Here is a 16950-nt window from a genome sequence, read left to right as displayed (position 1 = left end):
ATTTTATCTTTCAAGAGAAGTTTTTCTCTTGTTAATTACATTATGGTTTGGTATGATACTATAATCAATCATCAATAACACGAATTGTGTTGGAATAATAAAAAAGGTACATAATATGAATACAAAAAACAATCAAAGATTTAAAGATACAGAAATTCGTATGCAGTCGGTTATGTTGGAACTTATGAAATACATGGAGTTTGAAAAAATAACCGTAAAAAAATCTGCGAAAAGGCTCAAGTTAATCGCTCCACTTTTTATGCCCATTTTATTGATATTAACGATATGTTAGATAAGATGGAACAGACACTTCGAGAAGAGTTATTATTGAGTTACCAAAACGGCAATGAAGAAAGTTATGTTTTTTCAGAACATTCTTTCCTACTATTTTTGGAACATATTAAAAAACATAAATATTTTTACAAAGTCAATTTGCAAACTAGAAAATCATTTCCTCTAAAGCAGGGATATGAGAAATTGTGGGATATTATTGAACCACGATGTAAAGAGGTCGGTATTTTTGACAAGGAAGATATTTTGTATTACTTTATCAATTTTCAAGCTGGTTTTACTATGACGTTAAAACATTGGGTAGACACAGACTGCAAAATTAGTGAAAAGCAACTTGCTGAAATTATAAAAAATTGTGTTCCTAATATTTTAATCAAGAGGAATTAGCGATATACTATCCCTTTCTTCCTCTTGATTACCCACAACAGAAAAGAAAAAGCCCTGTCAAGAGCTTGCCACCATTGGTGGTGCTTTGCACTCTTGATTGGGCTTTTTGTTTGCTGTATTTTCTCACAAGAGGAAAAAGATTATTCGTCCTCATCATCAAAATGGTTATTCCTTAATACTTCCCGTAACAATTCCATATCCTCTTTTGAGTTGGGGTTTATCATTTTCACAATTTGATAAGGTGTCTTATACTTATAGAAAAATAGGACTTTATGCGACTAGACAAAACCAACGTCATAATAACAATGATTGAGTGCTAATAATTTTGTTGCTTGTTACGAGTACACTTTTCTGCATCAATAGCCAAGACAAACATAAGTGCATCCAATACATTTTCTGGATTTTTAACATCAATGACATAAGTATCTGTAAAATTAAATATTTCTTTACGAATAATCGCTACAGTAACATAGCTTTCATCCACAATTGTATAATTCCATTCAGTAAGAGTTCCATCAATATGCCATCCGTTGTAGTCAATGTTGTAATGTGGAGTAAAGAAAGATAATTCTTTCGATAGACATCCAATATATTCATTATTCTTATAGATTTCAAATTTAGGAAGAAGAGTTATCACTTTTTCTAAAACTGTACCCACTTCATTTCCATTTTGATCATAAATGACGAGTTTATGTCCCCAAGAAAGTTTTCCTTCAACTTGATATATGACCTGACCATCTTCGTTGTATATATCATAACTGTCAAACCAGGAAAAGAATCGTTGCTTAAATAATAGCTTCATAATTTCACCACCATCCCAATTATAGCATTGAATATCTTTTAAGGTTTATTTAAGTTTTAATATGTATACTCACTCACGAAATAGGTGATTATACTTTTCATGCCCTTAGAATAATCATGCCTATTTCTTTTTTTTGACAATTTTTAAATTCTTAAGAAAACTTAAGGAAATCTTAAGGAAAACATAATACAATGCTTCTGAGGTGAATTTGTTATGAAGAAAAGACTCGGAAACATATTGATATTTGTATTGATTATAGGCCTTACGATTGGATATGGAATCTATAAAGATGATCAATCAAGAGTCACAGTCAATAAAATCTATACGACTCAGTTTCAAGAGCAGGCATTATCAGATTTAGAAAATGAAAAAGGAAATGGAAACTATACACTTCAAAATATGTTTATGAAATACAATCCATTTTCAACCAATACACAATCGATGTATGTTTATTTTAATACATACAAAGCGGCTAAAATTACATATACAGTAAGTTGTGCTGATTATGCGGATTTTACAGCTACAGCTTATCAGGCAAAAGAATATCAAAAAGAACATGAGTTTCAATTGATTGGATTGATTCCTGATTGTACAAATACAATCACAATTACAGCTACTTATAAGGATGGTACAAGTCAAAGCATAAGTACAAATTATACAATGGGATCACTTTTAGGTGATGAAGATATACAACTTGAACAAGTGTCTGGTTCTAAACAAGACTTAGGCAATGGCTTATATACACTATTAGGAAATGATGCCGATGATCAAGATTTTGTCTATATGTATGATACAAATGGTATCTTACGATCAGAAATACCGATTATTGGATATCGTTCTCATCGTATGTTGATGCAAAATCAAACATTATATATGAGTGTATCAACACATCGAATGGCAGCTATTAATCATTTAGGCAGGATTGAACACATTTATAATTTGGGCAATTATATAGTTCATCACGATTATCAATTTGATCAGGATGGAAATTTGATTTTATTAGCTACAAATGAAGAGAAGAATAGTGTAGAAGACTGCATTATTAAATTAGATGTAGAGACGGAAGAAGTAAGTGAATTATTAGATTTAGAAGATTTATTTAAAAGCTACAAAGAAAGCACGGACCATAAGGAAGGTTCAAAATGGGATTGGATGCATATCAATACACTTCAATATCTAAATGATGATAGTGTTATTCTTTCTTCTCGAGAAACAAGTTCAATCATTAAAATCAAGGATGTAAGCACAAATCCAAGTATTGATTATATTATTGGAAATGAAGATTTCTGGAAAGATACGGATTATACAGAATATCTATATACAAAAGTAGGTGATTTCTTGACAAGTGGAGGACAACATACTGTAACCTATATGGAAGATGATTTGCTTGAATCAGGTCAATACTATCTATATATGTTTAACAACAACTTTGGCTACTCAAAGACAAGAAAAGATTATGATTGGACGGTAAATGAAGGAATTCAAATAAGTATTACAGAAGGTACAACATCGTATTATTATCAATATTTAGTGGATGAAAATGAAGGTACATATACATTAGTCAATTCGTTTGAAGTTCCATTTAGTGCCTATGTATCCAGTGCACAAAATCTAGGCGATCATATTGTCGTAGATTCAGGAATTGCAGGACTATTATCCATTTATGATATGGATGGAAATCTTGAACAACAGTTCAGTATAAAGAAAAATGATCGATTTATTTATCGAATCTATTATTATGATTATAAAGGATATTATTTTAGTTAGAGAGCAATCTCTAACTTTTTTAAGCCAATTTTAAGTGTTGTTTAGTATATTTATGGTATGACATATAAAGAATTTTATGGAACAGATTATGATAAGTTTAAGAAAGTACTCGATTCGGTTTTAAATACGATTGAATTGAGTTCATTAGCTTGTATACAATATACTACTTCTAGGATCAAATCGCCGGAAAGTGTTTTAAAAAAGATTGGCAATGACTATGCATTACTTCATGACATTATTGGTATTCGCATCATTTGTTCATTTGTGGATGAAATTTATGAAGTAAAAGATTGGATCAATTCTAGTTTTGAAGTGGTGCAAGTAAGAGACTATTTAAGGCATCCCAAACCAAGTGGATATCGAAGTCTACATGTGATTATTAAAGTAGATGGATGTTTAGTTGAAATTCAGGTGCGAACGATTGCACTTGATTTTTGGGCAAATCTAGAACATCAAATTCATTATAAGAAAGATATTGAAGATGAAAAATTAATTCGTAGTGAGTTAAAACGATGTGCCGATGAAATTGCTTCTTTAGACTTATCATTTCAGACAATTAAAGATAGAATTGAGGGTTAATATGCGATTATTGATTGCGGATGATGAAGAAAATTTGGCTCAAGCATTAAAAGCGGTTTTAGAAGATGCGGGCTATAATTGCGATGTGTGTTTTGATGGAAAGAGTGCCATTCGTTTGATTTCTCAAGAAATCTATGATGGATTGATTTTAGATATAATGATGCCAGAAAAGAATGGGTATGAAGTATTGTCTATTATACGAAAGAAGAAAATAGATATTCCTGTATTACTTTTAAGTGCACTAAATGAAGTAGATGATAAGGTTCAAGGTTTTGATTTAGGAGCCAATGATTATTTATCCAAACCCTTTTCAACAAAGGAATTGATTGCTCGAATCAAAGTGATGTTAAAAGAAAATATAGTAGATGATTCTTATTTACAATTTCAGGATATTCTACTGAATAAGAAAGAAGAGACGCTTTCTTGTAAGAATATAAAATATCAATTGTCTAAATATGAATGTAGTATTCTTTCTTTGTTGATTCGAAGTGAATTAAATCGAGTACCTGTATGGCTTGTGATTGAAAAAGTATGGCAAAATAAGGTGGATGTAGATGTAAAAACTGTTTCACTTTATGTATCTTATGTAAATAGAAAATTAAAAGCGTTAGATTCGAAAGCATATATAAAATTTGATGAAGAAAATATAGAACTGTGTGTTAATATATAAAAAAGAAGAAAGGGTGTGGCAATATGAATATATTAGTTGTGGATGATGAAAAAAATATTGCGTATGCGATTGCACAAATATTAGAAGAACAAAAATGGCAAGTTACGATGGCCTATGATGGTCAAGAAGGTTTAGATCTTGCACTAAGCGGATATTATGATGTAGCTATTTTAGATATCATGCTTCCGGGTATGAATGGTTTTGAAATTGTACAGAAGATGCGTGCAAATAAGATTGAGACTCCTACACTTTTATTGTCGGCATTAGATGAAATTCCGGATAAAGTCAAAGGCTTGAATGTAGGTGCAGACGACTATATGACAAAGCCATTTTCAGCTGCTGAACTTGTAGCTCGCATCAATGCACTGACAAGACGAAAAGGGGAAGTCATCGTTCATGAATTAAAATATGAAGATCTTTCTTTACAACTTGATACTTGCGAGTTGTATTGCGCGAGTCAACATATTCATTTGGGATACAAAGAGTTTGAAATAATGAAACAATTAATGTCGCATCCAGAAATGATTACCTCTAAAGATGATTTGATTGTTTCGGTATGGGGAAGTGAAAGTGATGCGATGGATAATAATGTCGAAGTATATATTTCATTCTTAAGAAAGAAATTGAAGTTTTTAAAGAGTCAAGTTTCAATCAAAGTGATTCGAAAAGTTGGATATCGACTTGAGGTATGCGATGCTTAAAAAATTACAGACAAAATTCATTTTGATTTTAATGTCCTTTGTCAGTGTCATTCTACTATCTGTATTTGGCATAGTTTGCTGCTCAAATTATGTCCACGATAAAAAGGATGTCGAACGAAGTTTGGAAATGGCTTTGCGGTTAAAAGATAAAGATTTTTCGATTTCATTTGGAAATAGTCGTAATTTTAATGGGAATTCCTTTGTGATCTATACAGATTCTGATTATGAATATATGATCACAAGTCGTACAGTATGGAATATATATGCAGAAGATGCACAAAGTTTGATTGAAAGTGTAGAACATAAAGAGGATGTGGGCGTACTAAAAAAACTTGGGTTTGCGTATAAAAAAGAAAAGATTACGAACTATCAAGTGAATGAGGATACCCTTATTCCTTCTGGTTATGCCGTAGCCTTTGTGGATATATCGAATATGCAGTCCTCTTTTCAAAGAATGTTGATTATATCTGTACAAATTGGATCGAGTGTATTACTTGTATTCTTTATATTAAGTTGTATTTTAAGTAAATGGGCACTAAAACCAGTTGAGCAAGCATGGGATAAACAAAAACAGTTTGTCGCCGATGCTAGTCATGAATTGAAAACGCCATTAACCGTTATTTTAGCCGATAGTGATGTGTTATTAAATCATTCTACAGAATCTATTTCTTCACAGAAAAAATGGATAGAATCCATTCAAAGTGAAGCAAATCGAATGCGTAAGCTTGTAGAAAATATGTTGTTTCTTGCCAAAAATGATGCGAATCGAATTGAAATTTCGATGCAGAATTGTTCTTTGAGTGATATATGTTTTCATTGTGTTTTACCATTTGAATCGATTGCGTTTGAAAAAGGTATTGATTTAATCGATGAAGTGGAAGAGAATATAGAGGTACATGGAAATGAGTCACAATTAAAACAATTGATTTTGATTTTCTTGGACAATGCGATCAAATATACACCTAAGGGTGGAAAGATATATTTTAAGTTGGCAAAGATACAAAATAAACCCGTTCTTACGATTCGTAATACGGATAGTTATATTCCGCCTGAAGATTTAAAACATGTATTTGAACGCTTCTATCGTGTTGATAAATCAAGAAAATATCAAGGTGGAGCTGGTTTAGGTCTATCGATCGCAAGTCAGATTGCACAAAGTCATAAAATTAAATTAAGTGTGACGAGTGATGAAAAACAAGGTACAGAATTTACTTTGAATTTCTAGGAGGAAAATTATGTTTCAAAAAAGAGTCAATCAAGTGATTGAAAAAATGAAAACAGATGGGCTTAAACAAATCTTAGTGAGTGAACCATGCAGCATCTATTATTTAACCGGTGTGGATGTAGGTCCAGGGGAAAGAATGTTTGCGCTATATTTGAATGATGAAGGAAGAAAAGTATTATTTTTAAATACATTATTTACAGTTGAACAAAAGGATTGCGAAGAAATTTGGTACAGTGATACAGACGATTCAATTTCAATGTTGGCAAGTGTGATTGATTCTAAAGAAACGCTTGGTATTGATAAAGATTGGACAGCACGCTTCTTGATTCCTTTAATGGAAAAATGTGAAGGATTAAAAGTTGTGTTAGGATCAAAATATGTGGATGCTACTCGTGCTATTAAAGATGAAAAAGAAATTGAATGTATGATTGAAAATTCACAGATCAACGATGTGGTGATGGAACGTACAAGAGATTTCATTTCAGAAGGTATGACTGAAAAACAAGTAGAAGCTTTTATACTTGAACAATATAAGTTATTGGGATGTCAAAAAGTTTCTTTTCCACCAATTTGTTCATTTGGAGCAAATGGTGCTGATCCTCACCACATGCCAGATGATTCTGTATTAAAAGCCGGAGATAGTATTGTGATCGATATTGGTGGAAAAAAAGATCGTTATTGTTCCGATATGACACGTACTTATTTCTGTAAAGAAGCAAGTGATGAATATAAAAAGATTCATGATATAGTGCGTGTTGCCAATGAAAAAGCAGAAGAAATCATTCGTCCAGGCGTTCGTTTATGTGATATTGATTTAACGGCTCGTAATTATATTGCAAGTTTTGGCTATGGCGAATACTTTACACACCGCCTTGGACATTTTATTGGTCAAACAGATCATGAATTTGGAGATGTAAGTTCTACAAATACGGAAACTGTAAAACCAGGCATGATTTTCTCAATTGAACCAGGCATTTATTTGCCAAATAAAATGGGTGTTCGTGTAGAAGATCTAGTCTTAGTTACTGAAGATGGCTGTATTGTATTAAATAAAGTAGATAAAAAATATGCGATGATTGGCTAATCATCGCATTTTTCTTACTATTTACCTAAACAGAATTTAGAGAATAAAGTGTCCAATAAATCTTCTCTATGAACTTCACCTAAGATTTCTTTCAAGTGATCATGAGCTGCCTGAATATCAATCTCAATTAAATCAGGCTCTACCATCCTATTCATGGCTTCCTTAGCTCTTAACATATCTTCTTTGGCTAGATTCAATAAACCAATTTGACGCTCATTTGAAAGTAATGGATCTTCTTTTAATAAATCATTTTGATACAGATTTTCTAAGGCATCAATCAATGGCTGAATCTCTTTATTGGAAGCTGAAATCCAAATGCCATCTTTATTTGCCTCTGCCTTATCTAATTTATTATAGATAATTAAGCGCATTTTATCTTTTGTCAGTTCTAATAATTGTTTGTCTTCTTCGTCCAACTCTTTAGAACCATCAAAGACTAAAAGAACCAATTTGGCATCTTTTAATTTTTCTTGACTCTTTTCGATACCAATCTGTTCAATCTTATCATTTGATTCACGAATGCCCGCTGTATCAATTAGGTTTAATTGAACGCTACCAATATGAATTTGGCCTTCAACCAAATCTCTTGTGGTTCCGGCAATATCTGTAACGATGGCTTTATCTTCTTCAAGAAGTGCATTCAGTAAGCTGGATTTACCAACATTTGGCTTACCAACAATAATAGTATCAATTCCTTTTTTTAACATTTGTCCCGTTTGAACACGAGAAAGAATGTGATCAATTTTTTCTAACCAATCATTTGTTTTGGGTAATAAGTCATTTGTGGTCAATTGTTCGACATCTTCATATTCAGGATAATCAATATTCACTTCGATTTGTGCAATAATATCCATTAAATCATCAATCAAAGGTTGGAGTAATTTTTTTTACACTTCCCTTGATTCCATGAATCGCCATAGTAGCAGCTGTGTTGTTGCTCGCTTCGATCATGTCTTGAACGGCTTCAGCTTGGGATAAGTCAATTCTTCCGTGATAGAAGGCACGTTGCGTAAATTCTCCTGGCTTGGCAAGATCGGCTCCTGCACTTAAGGCCATGGATAAGATTTTACGTGTAATAAAAGTACCCCCATGACAGTTGATTTCTACAATATCTTCTCGTGTATATGTTTTTGGTGCTCTAAAAATAGAGATTAAAACTTCATCCACTGGATTTTTATCTGGATCTATAATAAAGCCATAATGAATCGTATGACTTTTCGCATTCATAATATTACGGTCAAATATTTTTTGAGTGATTTCAATAGCTTGATCTCCACTTAAACGAATGATGGAAATGGCACCATCTTGTAAAGAAGTGGAAATAGCCGCAATTGTGTTTTCAAACATAAAAAAACATCCTTTCTTTCTTAGTGTATTTTATCATAAAAGATGTATAATGTCTTAGACAGAGGTGTAAACATGATAGAATATACAAAAAATCAAGTACACGAAGTGGTGTGTGCATTTAATGAACATAAAATTATAGCTTTACCTACAGATACTGTGTATGGTGTAGGTGTAAAGTATGGTAATTTAGACGATTTAGAACGATTAAAACGCGCAAAACATCGTCCAGAAACGAAACCTATTCCGATGATGGTTTCAAATGTAGAACAAATGAAACAAGTCGCTTTAGTGGATGAAAGAATCGAAAAGATTGCCGCTAAGTTTTTGCCAGGCGCATTAACTTTAGTTGTCAATGTAAAAGAAAGTGTCGATCCAGCGTATACAAATGGCCTAAGTACGATTGCGATTCGTATTCCAGATGAAAAATTTATCTTAGATGTGATTGACGAATTGAATTGTCCAATCTTAGTTACAAGTGCCAATCAATCTGGAGAAAAGACAGCACTTACAAGTGATGATGTATATGAACAACTTCCAAAAATAGATGGAATTGTTTTGGGTACGTGCAAAGCATTACAGGCAAGTACAATTGTAGATTGCACAAAAGATAAGCTAGTTATTTTAAGACCAGGACCTATTTCATTAGAAGAACTAAATTCAGTTCTATAAAAAAGCACCCAGAACTTATGTTGAAAAGCATAGGCCAGGGTGCGTATGAACAAATCTAGAAGTAGTATGCTTCTAGTAGTTCATGTAGTATGTTACTCTGATTTAAAATGGATTCAATGGTTTCGAATACAATTTAAACATATGTTAAAACTTGTCAAAATGATGGGGGTTTATTATAATACTGAGTATGACAGAAGAAGAAATGATTAGAGAGATTGCCGAACCTATTTTAGAGCAATTGAAGAAAATTGAAAAACAACTAGGAAATCATCGTATGCCACAGCTTCCACAAATTAAGTTTGTGAAAGAAGGCAATATGCAAGATGGTCCTTTTATGATTGGAGACATCGAAGTTACGGATGAGCTTTTAGAAAAAGTAGAGGCTTATGTTCAGGAAGAAATCGAAATGATGCATCAACCGACTGTTTTACATTAAGAAGTTACAAAAATGTAGCTTCTTTTTTAAAAAATGCTTGCATTTTATTTTGCGTTAGTGTATTATATGTGAGCACGTTGGAAATGCGGGTGTGGCGAAATTGGCAGACGCACCAGACTTAGGATCTGGCGCCTTCGGCGTGGGGGTTCGAGTCCCTTCACCCGCACCACTTGTAAATTTAGACAATTACTTCGGTAGTTGTCTTTTTTTGTTTTATGTTATAATTTCCATATGGAAATTTGTGTATATTATGAAAAAATAAATGAAGATTCAATTCGCATCAAGCGTGTGTATGCATCGACTCCCACAATAGAAATACCCGAATTCATTGATGGATATATTGTGCGTGAAATAGGAAACTATTGCTTTTCTAAAAAGGAAGTCGATCTATCTAATTCTGTTTTAAGTCATGAAATTCCTTCTAGTTATTATGAGTGTAGTGGTAGTGATGTTGAAAGTGTTAAGCTTTCTAAGACAGTCACAAAACTAGGGGATTATGCATTCTACAATTGTCGAAAGCTAAAAGAAATATTTTTACCTTCTAGTTTAATGTGTATTGGCAGTGATGTATTTATGAATTGTTTAAGACTCAATCATATCTATTATGACTGTTCTATATTTTGTATCACGATTTTAAAACAAATACTAACTCAAATCACTTGGGATATTGAAGTCGATTTTATAGATGGTTCTATATTCTATCCAGAATACAACGGGGGTTATGATGAAGTGGGACCGGCCCATATCTTTGCCTTGAATATCGAAGGGGAAGGCTTTCGTATGCGACAGTGTTTTAAAGACGGTAAAATTGATTTTGATGGTTATGATGCCTGTTTTGAAAAATTATGTGCAGAAGAAAGTGAATCTTGTATCTTTCATGTTGCGATTCTTAGATTTATGACGGGATCTGAGAGATACATTCCTTATTTAAGAGCACATGATTTGACTTCTTATTTACATACATATAAAGATATATGTGTTATGGTTGAAAAATTAATAGAAGAAAAATGTATGGATGTACAAGCTTTAGATGTATTGATTTCTATGGAAAAAGATTTGGAAACTCGAACTGTATTGATGGAATTAAAGAATAAGAAGATGGAAACATCATCCGCATATTCTTTTGAGGATTTTTAATGCGACAAAGGGATTGGGAAAAAGAAAAGGCAATTCATATATTAGAGCTTGTTCGCTCTGAACTCTATATGGATATGCCACATTTTTTAACAGCGTTAAATACGTTGATGTTTAAAGAGGATGAGCATGTAAGTGTATGTGCTACAAATGGAATTTATTTTTATTATAATCCATTGAAGGTGATTGAGCTTTTTCAAAAGAATTCGATCTTTTTAAATCGTGCTTACTTACATAGTATTTTACATTGTCTTTATAGTCATATTTGGCTAAGAAAAAATCGTATAGAATTTATTTGGAATGTAGCTTGTGATATTGTGGTGGAATATACATTGGATTCAATGCATAAAAAAAGTGTTTCACGAATCTTATCCTATGCTCGAAAAGATGTATATCACCAAATTGAAAAGTTGGATGGATTGAGTTGTATTACGGTTTATGAATGGCTTTGTACACGGGATGATATTCAAAATTTATATTATGAATTTGTGGTGGATGATCATGCATCGTGGCCTAAAGAAAAGGATGAAAAAACACCTCAATCGTCTTCGGTACAAAAGAAGTGGCAAAGTGTTGCCAAACAGACAGTATTTGATCATAAACAAAAAGGTAAAGAGAATGACGATGGAGATGCTTTTCTTGTATCGAGGTTACAGGCAAAAAAATCGAAGTATTCATTTTCACAATTTTTTAAACGTTTTAGTATTATGAAAGAAGAAATGCAGATCAATGAGGATGAATTCGATTTGTCGTATTACACATATGGTATGTCTATTTATAAAAATATGCCTTTGATTGAGCCGTTAGAGACAAAAGAAGTCAAAAAGATCTATGAGTTTGTGATTGCGTTGGATACAAGTTATTCGATTGATGAAAATCTTGCGAAGCGTTTTATATCAAATACATATAGTATTTTAAGCACTTCAAATATGTTTTATAAATCATGTAAGGTATATATCATTCAATGTGATGATAGAATTCGAAAAGAGGATGTCATTTCCAATCAAAATGAAATGAATCGTTTGTTGGATTCATTTACTCTAATAGGGGGAGGCAACACCGATTTTAGGCCGGTGTTTAGCTATGTGAATGATTTGGTGAATCAACAAGTATTTCAAAATCTTTGTGGTTTACTTTATTTTACAGATGGAAAGGGCGTTTATCCAAAAAAGTGTCCAGCTTATAAAACGGCATTTATCTATTTAGAAGATTATGATCAAAGTAAAGTGCCTTCTTGGGCAATTCAGTATAGATTGGAAGAAAAAATATGAATATATTACAGGCAAAAAATGAAATAAAAAATACAGTACAGGCATATTTATCGAAGAATAGCTTTGGTGAATATGAAATTGAATCTAAGAATCAACGACCTTTATTGTTGATTGGTCCTCCGGGTATTGGTAAAACACAGATTATGGAACAGATTTCAAAGGAATGTCAAATAGGGCTTGTCAGTTATACAATTACGCATCATACGCGTCAAAGTGCGGTGGGACTTCCTTTTATTCAAGAAAAGGAATTTCAAGGCAAAACGTATTCAATTACAGAATATACAATGAGTGAAATAATTGCGAGTGTCTATTCAAAGATGGAAGAAACGGGTTTAAAAGAAGGAATTCTATTTATTGATGAAATCAATTGTGTGTCTGAAACATTGGCTCCTACAATGCTTCAATTTTTACAGAATAAAACCTTCGGAAATCAAAAGGTTCCGGCAGGATGGATTATTGTGGCTGCAGGAAATCCGAGTGAATATAATAAATCGGTTCGTGATTTTGATGTTGTGACAATGGATCGTATTCGTTATATTCATGTAGAAACGGATTATTATGTTTGGAAAGAATATGCGATCTCAAAACATATTCATCCGATGATTTTAAGCTATCTAGAATTAAAACCTAACAATTTTTATACTGTTTCAACAAGTGTAGATGGTATGGAATTTGTGACGGCTAGAGGCTGGGAAGATTTATCGTATTTACTTTATTCATACGAAAAGATGCTTTTGGAAATATCGCAAGATACGATCTATGAATATTTACATCATGAAGATATTGCAGAAGATGTTTTCGCCTATTATTTGGTGTATAAAAAATATCAGGATGATTATGGCATTGATGATATTTTAAATGGAAATGTATCAAGTTCTATTTATGCTCGTTTGTTTAATGCGGATTTTGATGAAAGAGTATCTGTAGTCAATTTAGTGATGGATGGTTTATTAAGACAAGTGAATATATATTCTTTTGAAAAACATTGTACAGATTTATGGTTTGGTTTTCTAAAAAATTATCGAAATCATATGGATGTATCTTATGTGGATCATGTAAAGGAATTTATAGCTTTGTATCATGATAAGTTGCAGGCTGAATTATTAAGTGATGCTCAAAAACATGAATATGAATTTGTCTTAGAACAGATACAAAAGGTGAATGTGGATGCAAGCCTAGATTCTAAGTCGCGTTTTGATTGTAGTACAAAACCATTCTTTAAACAAAAAGAAAACATGGAGTCGATTGAATCGGATTTGAAACTTCAAATAGAAAATGCGTTTGAATTTATGGAAAGTGCATTTAAGAATGGTCAGGAAATGACAATATTTGTCACAAATTTAATAATGTCAGCTGAAATGGCTTTGTATTTAAGTTCACATACAATTGGTATATATGAAAAATACAAACAGGTTTTATTAATTGGAAGCCAAAAGGCAAGATTATTAGATGAGTTAGCTCATTAAAGAAAGGAATTATATGGATTATTCAGAATTAAAATATGATGTGGAAGAATTTGAATCGGATCAAGATAAAAAAATTCCACAACCACCTTTGGTAAAAGAGTCAATGCGAAAGGAATCCATTGAACTTCCTAAAAATTTTGATGCGCTACAAATTTGTTCAAACTTTCTAGATATTATTAATACACGTCACAGTAGTCGTGTGTATACGCAAGAGCCAATGTCCTTATTAGAACTATCTTATATTCTTTGGACTTGTCAAGGTGTGAAACAAATTCGTGGTAAAAAGTATGCGACTTTGCGTACAGTACCTTCTGGAGGTGCTCGTCATGGCTTTGAACTATATTTTGTATGTCAAAATGTAGAAGGATTAGATCCTGGAACCTATCATTATTTGCCTCTAAAACATTGTATTGAGTTTTTGAATCCTATTGATAAAGTGTCAGATGTTTTGGCATCTTCCTTATGCGATCAATTATGGGCTTTAAAAGCCAATGTGATTTTGTATTTTAGCTACGTACCGTACCGAACGGAATGGCGTTATGGTCATCTTGCACATCGAATCGCATTGGTTGATCTTGGTCATGTGGGTGAGAATATATATTTGGCAAGTACAAGTATTGGCTTAGGAACTTGTGGGATTGGGGCTTGTGTGACTTCGATTTGTGATGAAATGTTTGAATTGGATGGCGAAAACGAGTTTATTCTTTACTCGCAGCCAGTTGGGAAGGTGAATCCAGAGGATTTTGCGAAAGAAAAATCTTTTTATGAATTTGTTGAAAAAGAAGGCTTATAATGTGTTAAAATAGATTGGAACTAAGGAAATATATTATGAGTAAAAATGATAAGAATATAGATGCTTATTCAAAAGCACTTTTAGATAAAAAAACAGAATATAACGAGGAACTGAAAAAACCGAAAGAGGTTCATCAGATGACGGAAGATGAAAGAAGACTTGCAGAAAAGACAATGTCTTCTGCTTTAGATATGCTTCGAAAAGAGCGTGGACAAAAAACAATTGCGGAAGAAGAGCGTCTTTATGAAGAAAATAAAGTTGACTCCCAACATATGGAGGATGATTTTACAACTTCATCTATTGAAAATGAGCAGTCGAGTGATGCATTAGATCTTGTACATACAATGTTGCAAGATATGTCAAATGATGATGATGAATTATTGCCTTCGCAAGTAAAGAAATTAAAAGAAAAACAAGAAAAGAAGGAAAAAAGGAAAAGAAAGAAAAACCAAAGAAAGAAAAAGAAGAAGAGCCTAAAGAAAAGAAACTGAAGAAAAAGAAACCTATGAGTAAGGTCACAAAGATTATTTTAGGATGTATCTTATTAGGTGTAGCTGCTTTAGGTGTATATTCATATAAAGTATTGGTTTATGATCCACAAAATATTGTTTCACCAGCTCAGCAGAAAACATATGATAAGTTAGTATCTTATGCGGATGAGTATGGAGATAATATGATGTCGGATGCTGAAAAGCTAGAACTTATTGACTTGAATTCTGGGTATAAAAAGCTTTTAGATAAACAAAAAACGTCAATCAATGCATATTTTAAAGAACAAACAGGAAAGTCTTATACGGCTTTATTAAGGGAAGTAAAAGAACTTCAAAAGACAAAAGAAGAAGTGAAGCTTCCAGCTTACCAACAGATTGTTGATTTGTTGAATGGATGGGATGCAAAATCCGATGAAGAAAAGATGGCTGTTGCCGATATGCAGTCGGTGTATAGTTCTTTATCAAAGAGCTTGAAAAAGGAAGTGGATTCTTTATCAAAATCAAAAACAGGAAAAGATTTTATTGATTTATGTAAAGAACAAGCTGAATTAAAAACGGCAGCTCAAGAAAAGGCTCAACAAGAAGAGGAACAAAAGAAGTCTGAGAATGCTTCAAAAATCCAAGAATATCAAGCTAGTTTAAATAGTTTGCAGCAAGATTATGATACATATGCGCAATATGCGCAAAGTTTGGAATCGGATTTGGCGAATGCTAGTGATGAGGATCGTTCACAGATTCAGTCGCAAATTGATACAAACAATCAAATGTTGTATTCTCTGCAGCAACAAATCGCATATTATCAGCAACAAATTGCTGCTTTACAATCTTAGAAAAAAAGGCTATCCTTATGGGTAGTCGATATGCCGACTTAGCACAGTGGTAGTGCAACGCACTCGTAACGCGTAGGTCATTGGTTCAAATCCGATAGTCGGCACCATGATTTAAAATCAAGCTGGTTTATCCAGCTTCTTTTTTTGAAGGGAGAATCTATGAATTTAGATGAAAAAATGCTTTTATTGGCGACATGCTTTCTTTTTTTACCTTATCAAATAGCCAGTGTTGGAATTGCATGCATATTGGTGCAGGCTTTTTGTCGTCATAAATTAGTGGATGCCATAAAAAATCAAACGGGAGCCATTTTTTTATATAGCTTTATTGGTTTAGAATTCATTGTTACGATTTTGCATTCAAACTGGACAGGACTAGGCAATACATGGCTATTTGTGTTGGTTGGTTTATATGGAGCTTATTATCGAAAAAGCATCACAAAGAACACTTTTGAAAAGATGTGTGATTTAGTTATAATTCTATCTATTTTTGCAGCTATTTATGGACTTTATCAATTTAATCAGATTTCAATTGCGAATGGGAGAACCTTTTTAGAATTCCATATCTTTAATTCACCAAAGCGAAGAATTACATCGACATTTATGAATGCGAACATTTATGCGATGGTCATTGATTTTGTATGTGTCATGTGTATGTATCGTTTTGTGAAAAATGACAACATTCTTTGTAAGATTGGCTATGTTATTGTGGCATTATTTAACTTCTTTGTGTTATATCTAACGGGATCTAGAACAGCACTCTTACCTTTTGTACTGATTTTTCCTATCTTTTTATATTGTGTTCGTTGGAAGAAATTATTTATTACATCTATTGTATTGGAGTTGTGTGTATGTGGCTTGGTGTTTTTAAAACCATCGTTGATCCCTAGAATGAGTGATATGTCAACATTCGCATCTCGTATTAAGATTTGGAAAACGGCATTTATATGTATTTCAATGTATCCACTTTTCGGATGGGGACCACAGACATATAAAAAGTTTTATCCTTT

17 protein-coding genes, 2 tRNA genes and 2 pseudogenes are annotated in these 16950 nt (G+C 32.6%); 18 read left to right on the top strand and 3 right to left on the bottom strand.

Features of this window, described 5'->3' with window-relative positions; translation table 11 throughout:
- Positions 1-285 precede the first annotated feature (285 nt).
- Positions 286-678, top strand: a complete 393-nt coding sequence (locus EUBIFOR_RS01415; RefSeq protein ID WP_003864106.1) for a TetR-like C-terminal domain-containing protein — start codon at positions 286-288, stop codon at positions 676-678.
- A 140-nt stretch (positions 679-818) separates the two neighbouring features.
- On the opposite strand, the pseudogene EUBIFOR_RS13085 reads toward EUBIFOR_RS01415, so the two are convergent.
- Both EUBIFOR_RS13085 and EUBIFOR_RS01410 read right to left on the bottom strand, forming a co-directional pair.
- Positions 819-935 (bottom strand): annotated as a pseudogene (locus EUBIFOR_RS13085) (helix-turn-helix domain-containing protein); the annotation flags it as partial.
- A gap of 59 nt (positions 936-994) precedes the next feature.
- Positions 995-1480 carry an LURP-one-related/scramblase family protein gene (locus EUBIFOR_RS01410; RefSeq protein WP_003864105.1) on the bottom strand — a complete coding sequence of 162 codons (486 nt, stop codon included), beginning with the start codon at positions 1478-1480 and terminating at the stop codon, positions 995-997.
- A gap of 213 nt (positions 1481-1693) precedes the next feature.
- Between EUBIFOR_RS01410 and EUBIFOR_RS01405 the strand changes: the two genes are divergently transcribed.
- Genes EUBIFOR_RS01405 through EUBIFOR_RS01380 form a run of 6 tightly spaced genes read left to right on the top strand, consistent with a single transcriptional unit; the run spans position 1694 to position 7506 of the window.
- A complete protein-coding gene (locus EUBIFOR_RS01405; RefSeq protein WP_003864104.1) occupies positions 1694-3247 on the top strand; it encodes an aryl-sulfate sulfotransferase in 1554 nt (517 codons plus the stop codon).
- A gap of 57 nt (positions 3248-3304) precedes the next feature.
- Positions 3305-3826: a GTP pyrophosphokinase gene (locus EUBIFOR_RS01400; protein WP_003864103.1), complete on the top strand. Its 522-nt coding sequence runs from the start codon at positions 3305-3307 to the stop codon at positions 3824-3826.
- Position 3827: 1 nt separating this feature from the next.
- Positions 3828-4496, top strand: coding sequence for a response regulator transcription factor (locus tag EUBIFOR_RS01395; protein ID WP_003864102.1), 669 nt, complete (start codon positions 3828-3830; stop codon positions 4494-4496).
- A gap of 23 nt (positions 4497-4519) precedes the next feature.
- Positions 4520-5197 (top strand): response regulator transcription factor, encoded by a 678-nt coding sequence (locus EUBIFOR_RS01390; RefSeq protein ID WP_003864101.1) that lies wholly within the window; start codon positions 4520-4522, stop codon positions 5195-5197.
- The gene (locus EUBIFOR_RS01385) at positions 5190-6422 is read left to right on the top strand and encodes a sensor histidine kinase (protein ID WP_003864100.1); all 1233 of its coding nucleotides are present in this window, start codon (positions 5190-5192) and stop codon (positions 6420-6422) included. Before EUBIFOR_RS01390 ends, EUBIFOR_RS01385 begins: the two co-directional genes overlap by 8 nt.
- Positions 6423-6432: 10 nt before the next feature.
- A complete protein-coding gene (locus tag EUBIFOR_RS01380) occupies positions 6433-7506 on the top strand; it encodes a M24 family metallopeptidase (protein WP_003864099.1) in 1074 nt (357 codons plus the stop codon).
- Between the two features lie 17 nt (positions 7507-7523).
- Here EUBIFOR_RS01380 and mnmE read toward each other — a convergent pair.
- Positions 7524-8853 (bottom strand): annotated as a pseudogene (gene mnmE, locus EUBIFOR_RS01375) (tRNA uridine-5-carboxymethylaminomethyl(34) synthesis GTPase MnmE).
- A gap of 72 nt (positions 8854-8925) precedes the next feature.
- Here mnmE and EUBIFOR_RS01370 point away from each other — a divergent pair.
- From EUBIFOR_RS01370 to EUBIFOR_RS12300, 11 genes are all read left to right on the top strand, one after another.
- Entirely contained in the window at positions 8926-9522 is a 597-nt protein-coding gene (locus tag EUBIFOR_RS01370) for an L-threonylcarbamoyladenylate synthase (RefSeq protein ID WP_050755920.1), read from the top strand.
- Positions 9523-9724: 202 nt separating this feature from the next.
- Positions 9725-9958, top strand: coding sequence for a hypothetical protein (locus EUBIFOR_RS01365; protein ID WP_147344669.1), 234 nt, complete (start codon positions 9725-9727; stop codon positions 9956-9958).
- Positions 9959-10043: 85 nt separating this feature from the next.
- Positions 10044-10127, top strand: a tRNA-Leu gene (locus EUBIFOR_RS01360).
- Between the two features lie 62 nt (positions 10128-10189).
- Positions 10190-11095 carry a leucine-rich repeat domain-containing protein gene (locus EUBIFOR_RS01355; RefSeq protein ID WP_003864094.1) on the top strand — a complete coding sequence of 302 codons (906 nt, stop codon included), beginning with the start codon at positions 10190-10192 and terminating at the stop codon, positions 11093-11095.
- On the top strand, positions 11095-12363 hold the full coding sequence (locus EUBIFOR_RS01350; RefSeq protein WP_003864093.1) for a vWA domain-containing protein: 1269 nt from the start codon (positions 11095-11097) through the stop codon (positions 12361-12363). The genes EUBIFOR_RS01355 and EUBIFOR_RS01350 overlap by 1 nt, the downstream gene beginning before the upstream one ends.
- The gene (locus EUBIFOR_RS01345; protein ID WP_003864092.1) at positions 12360-13829 is read left to right on the top strand and encodes an ATP-binding protein; all 1470 of its coding nucleotides are present in this window, start codon (positions 12360-12362) and stop codon (positions 13827-13829) included. The genes EUBIFOR_RS01350 and EUBIFOR_RS01345 overlap by 4 nt, the downstream gene beginning before the upstream one ends.
- A gap of 13 nt (positions 13830-13842) precedes the next feature.
- Positions 13843-14622, top strand: a complete 780-nt coding sequence (locus tag EUBIFOR_RS01340) for a SagB/ThcOx family dehydrogenase (protein ID WP_003864091.1) — start codon at positions 13843-13845, stop codon at positions 14620-14622.
- A 35-nt stretch (positions 14623-14657) separates the two neighbouring features.
- The gene (locus tag EUBIFOR_RS01335; RefSeq protein ID WP_003864090.1) at positions 14658-15113 is read left to right on the top strand and encodes a hypothetical protein; all 456 of its coding nucleotides are present in this window, start codon (positions 14658-14660) and stop codon (positions 15111-15113) included.
- Positions 15114-15127: 14 nt separating this feature from the next.
- Positions 15128-15943, top strand: coding sequence for a hypothetical protein (locus EUBIFOR_RS01330; RefSeq protein WP_003864089.1), 816 nt, complete (start codon positions 15128-15130; stop codon positions 15941-15943).
- Between the two features lie 32 nt (positions 15944-15975).
- Positions 15976-16050, top strand: a tRNA-Thr gene (locus tag EUBIFOR_RS01325).
- Positions 16051-16102: 52 nt separating this feature from the next.
- A partial coding sequence (locus EUBIFOR_RS12300) for an O-antigen ligase family protein (RefSeq protein ID WP_003864088.1) occupies positions 16103-16950 on the top strand: 848 nt, incomplete at its 3' end.

It is taken from the genome of Holdemanella biformis DSM 3989 (assembly GCF_000156655.1).
Lineage (GTDB): Bacteria > Bacillota_I > Bacilli_A > Erysipelotrichales > Erysipelotrichaceae > Holdemanella > Holdemanella biformis.
The sequence above is the reverse complement of the archived record's forward strand: the minus strand, read 5'-3'. Positions and strand labels throughout refer to the sequence as shown.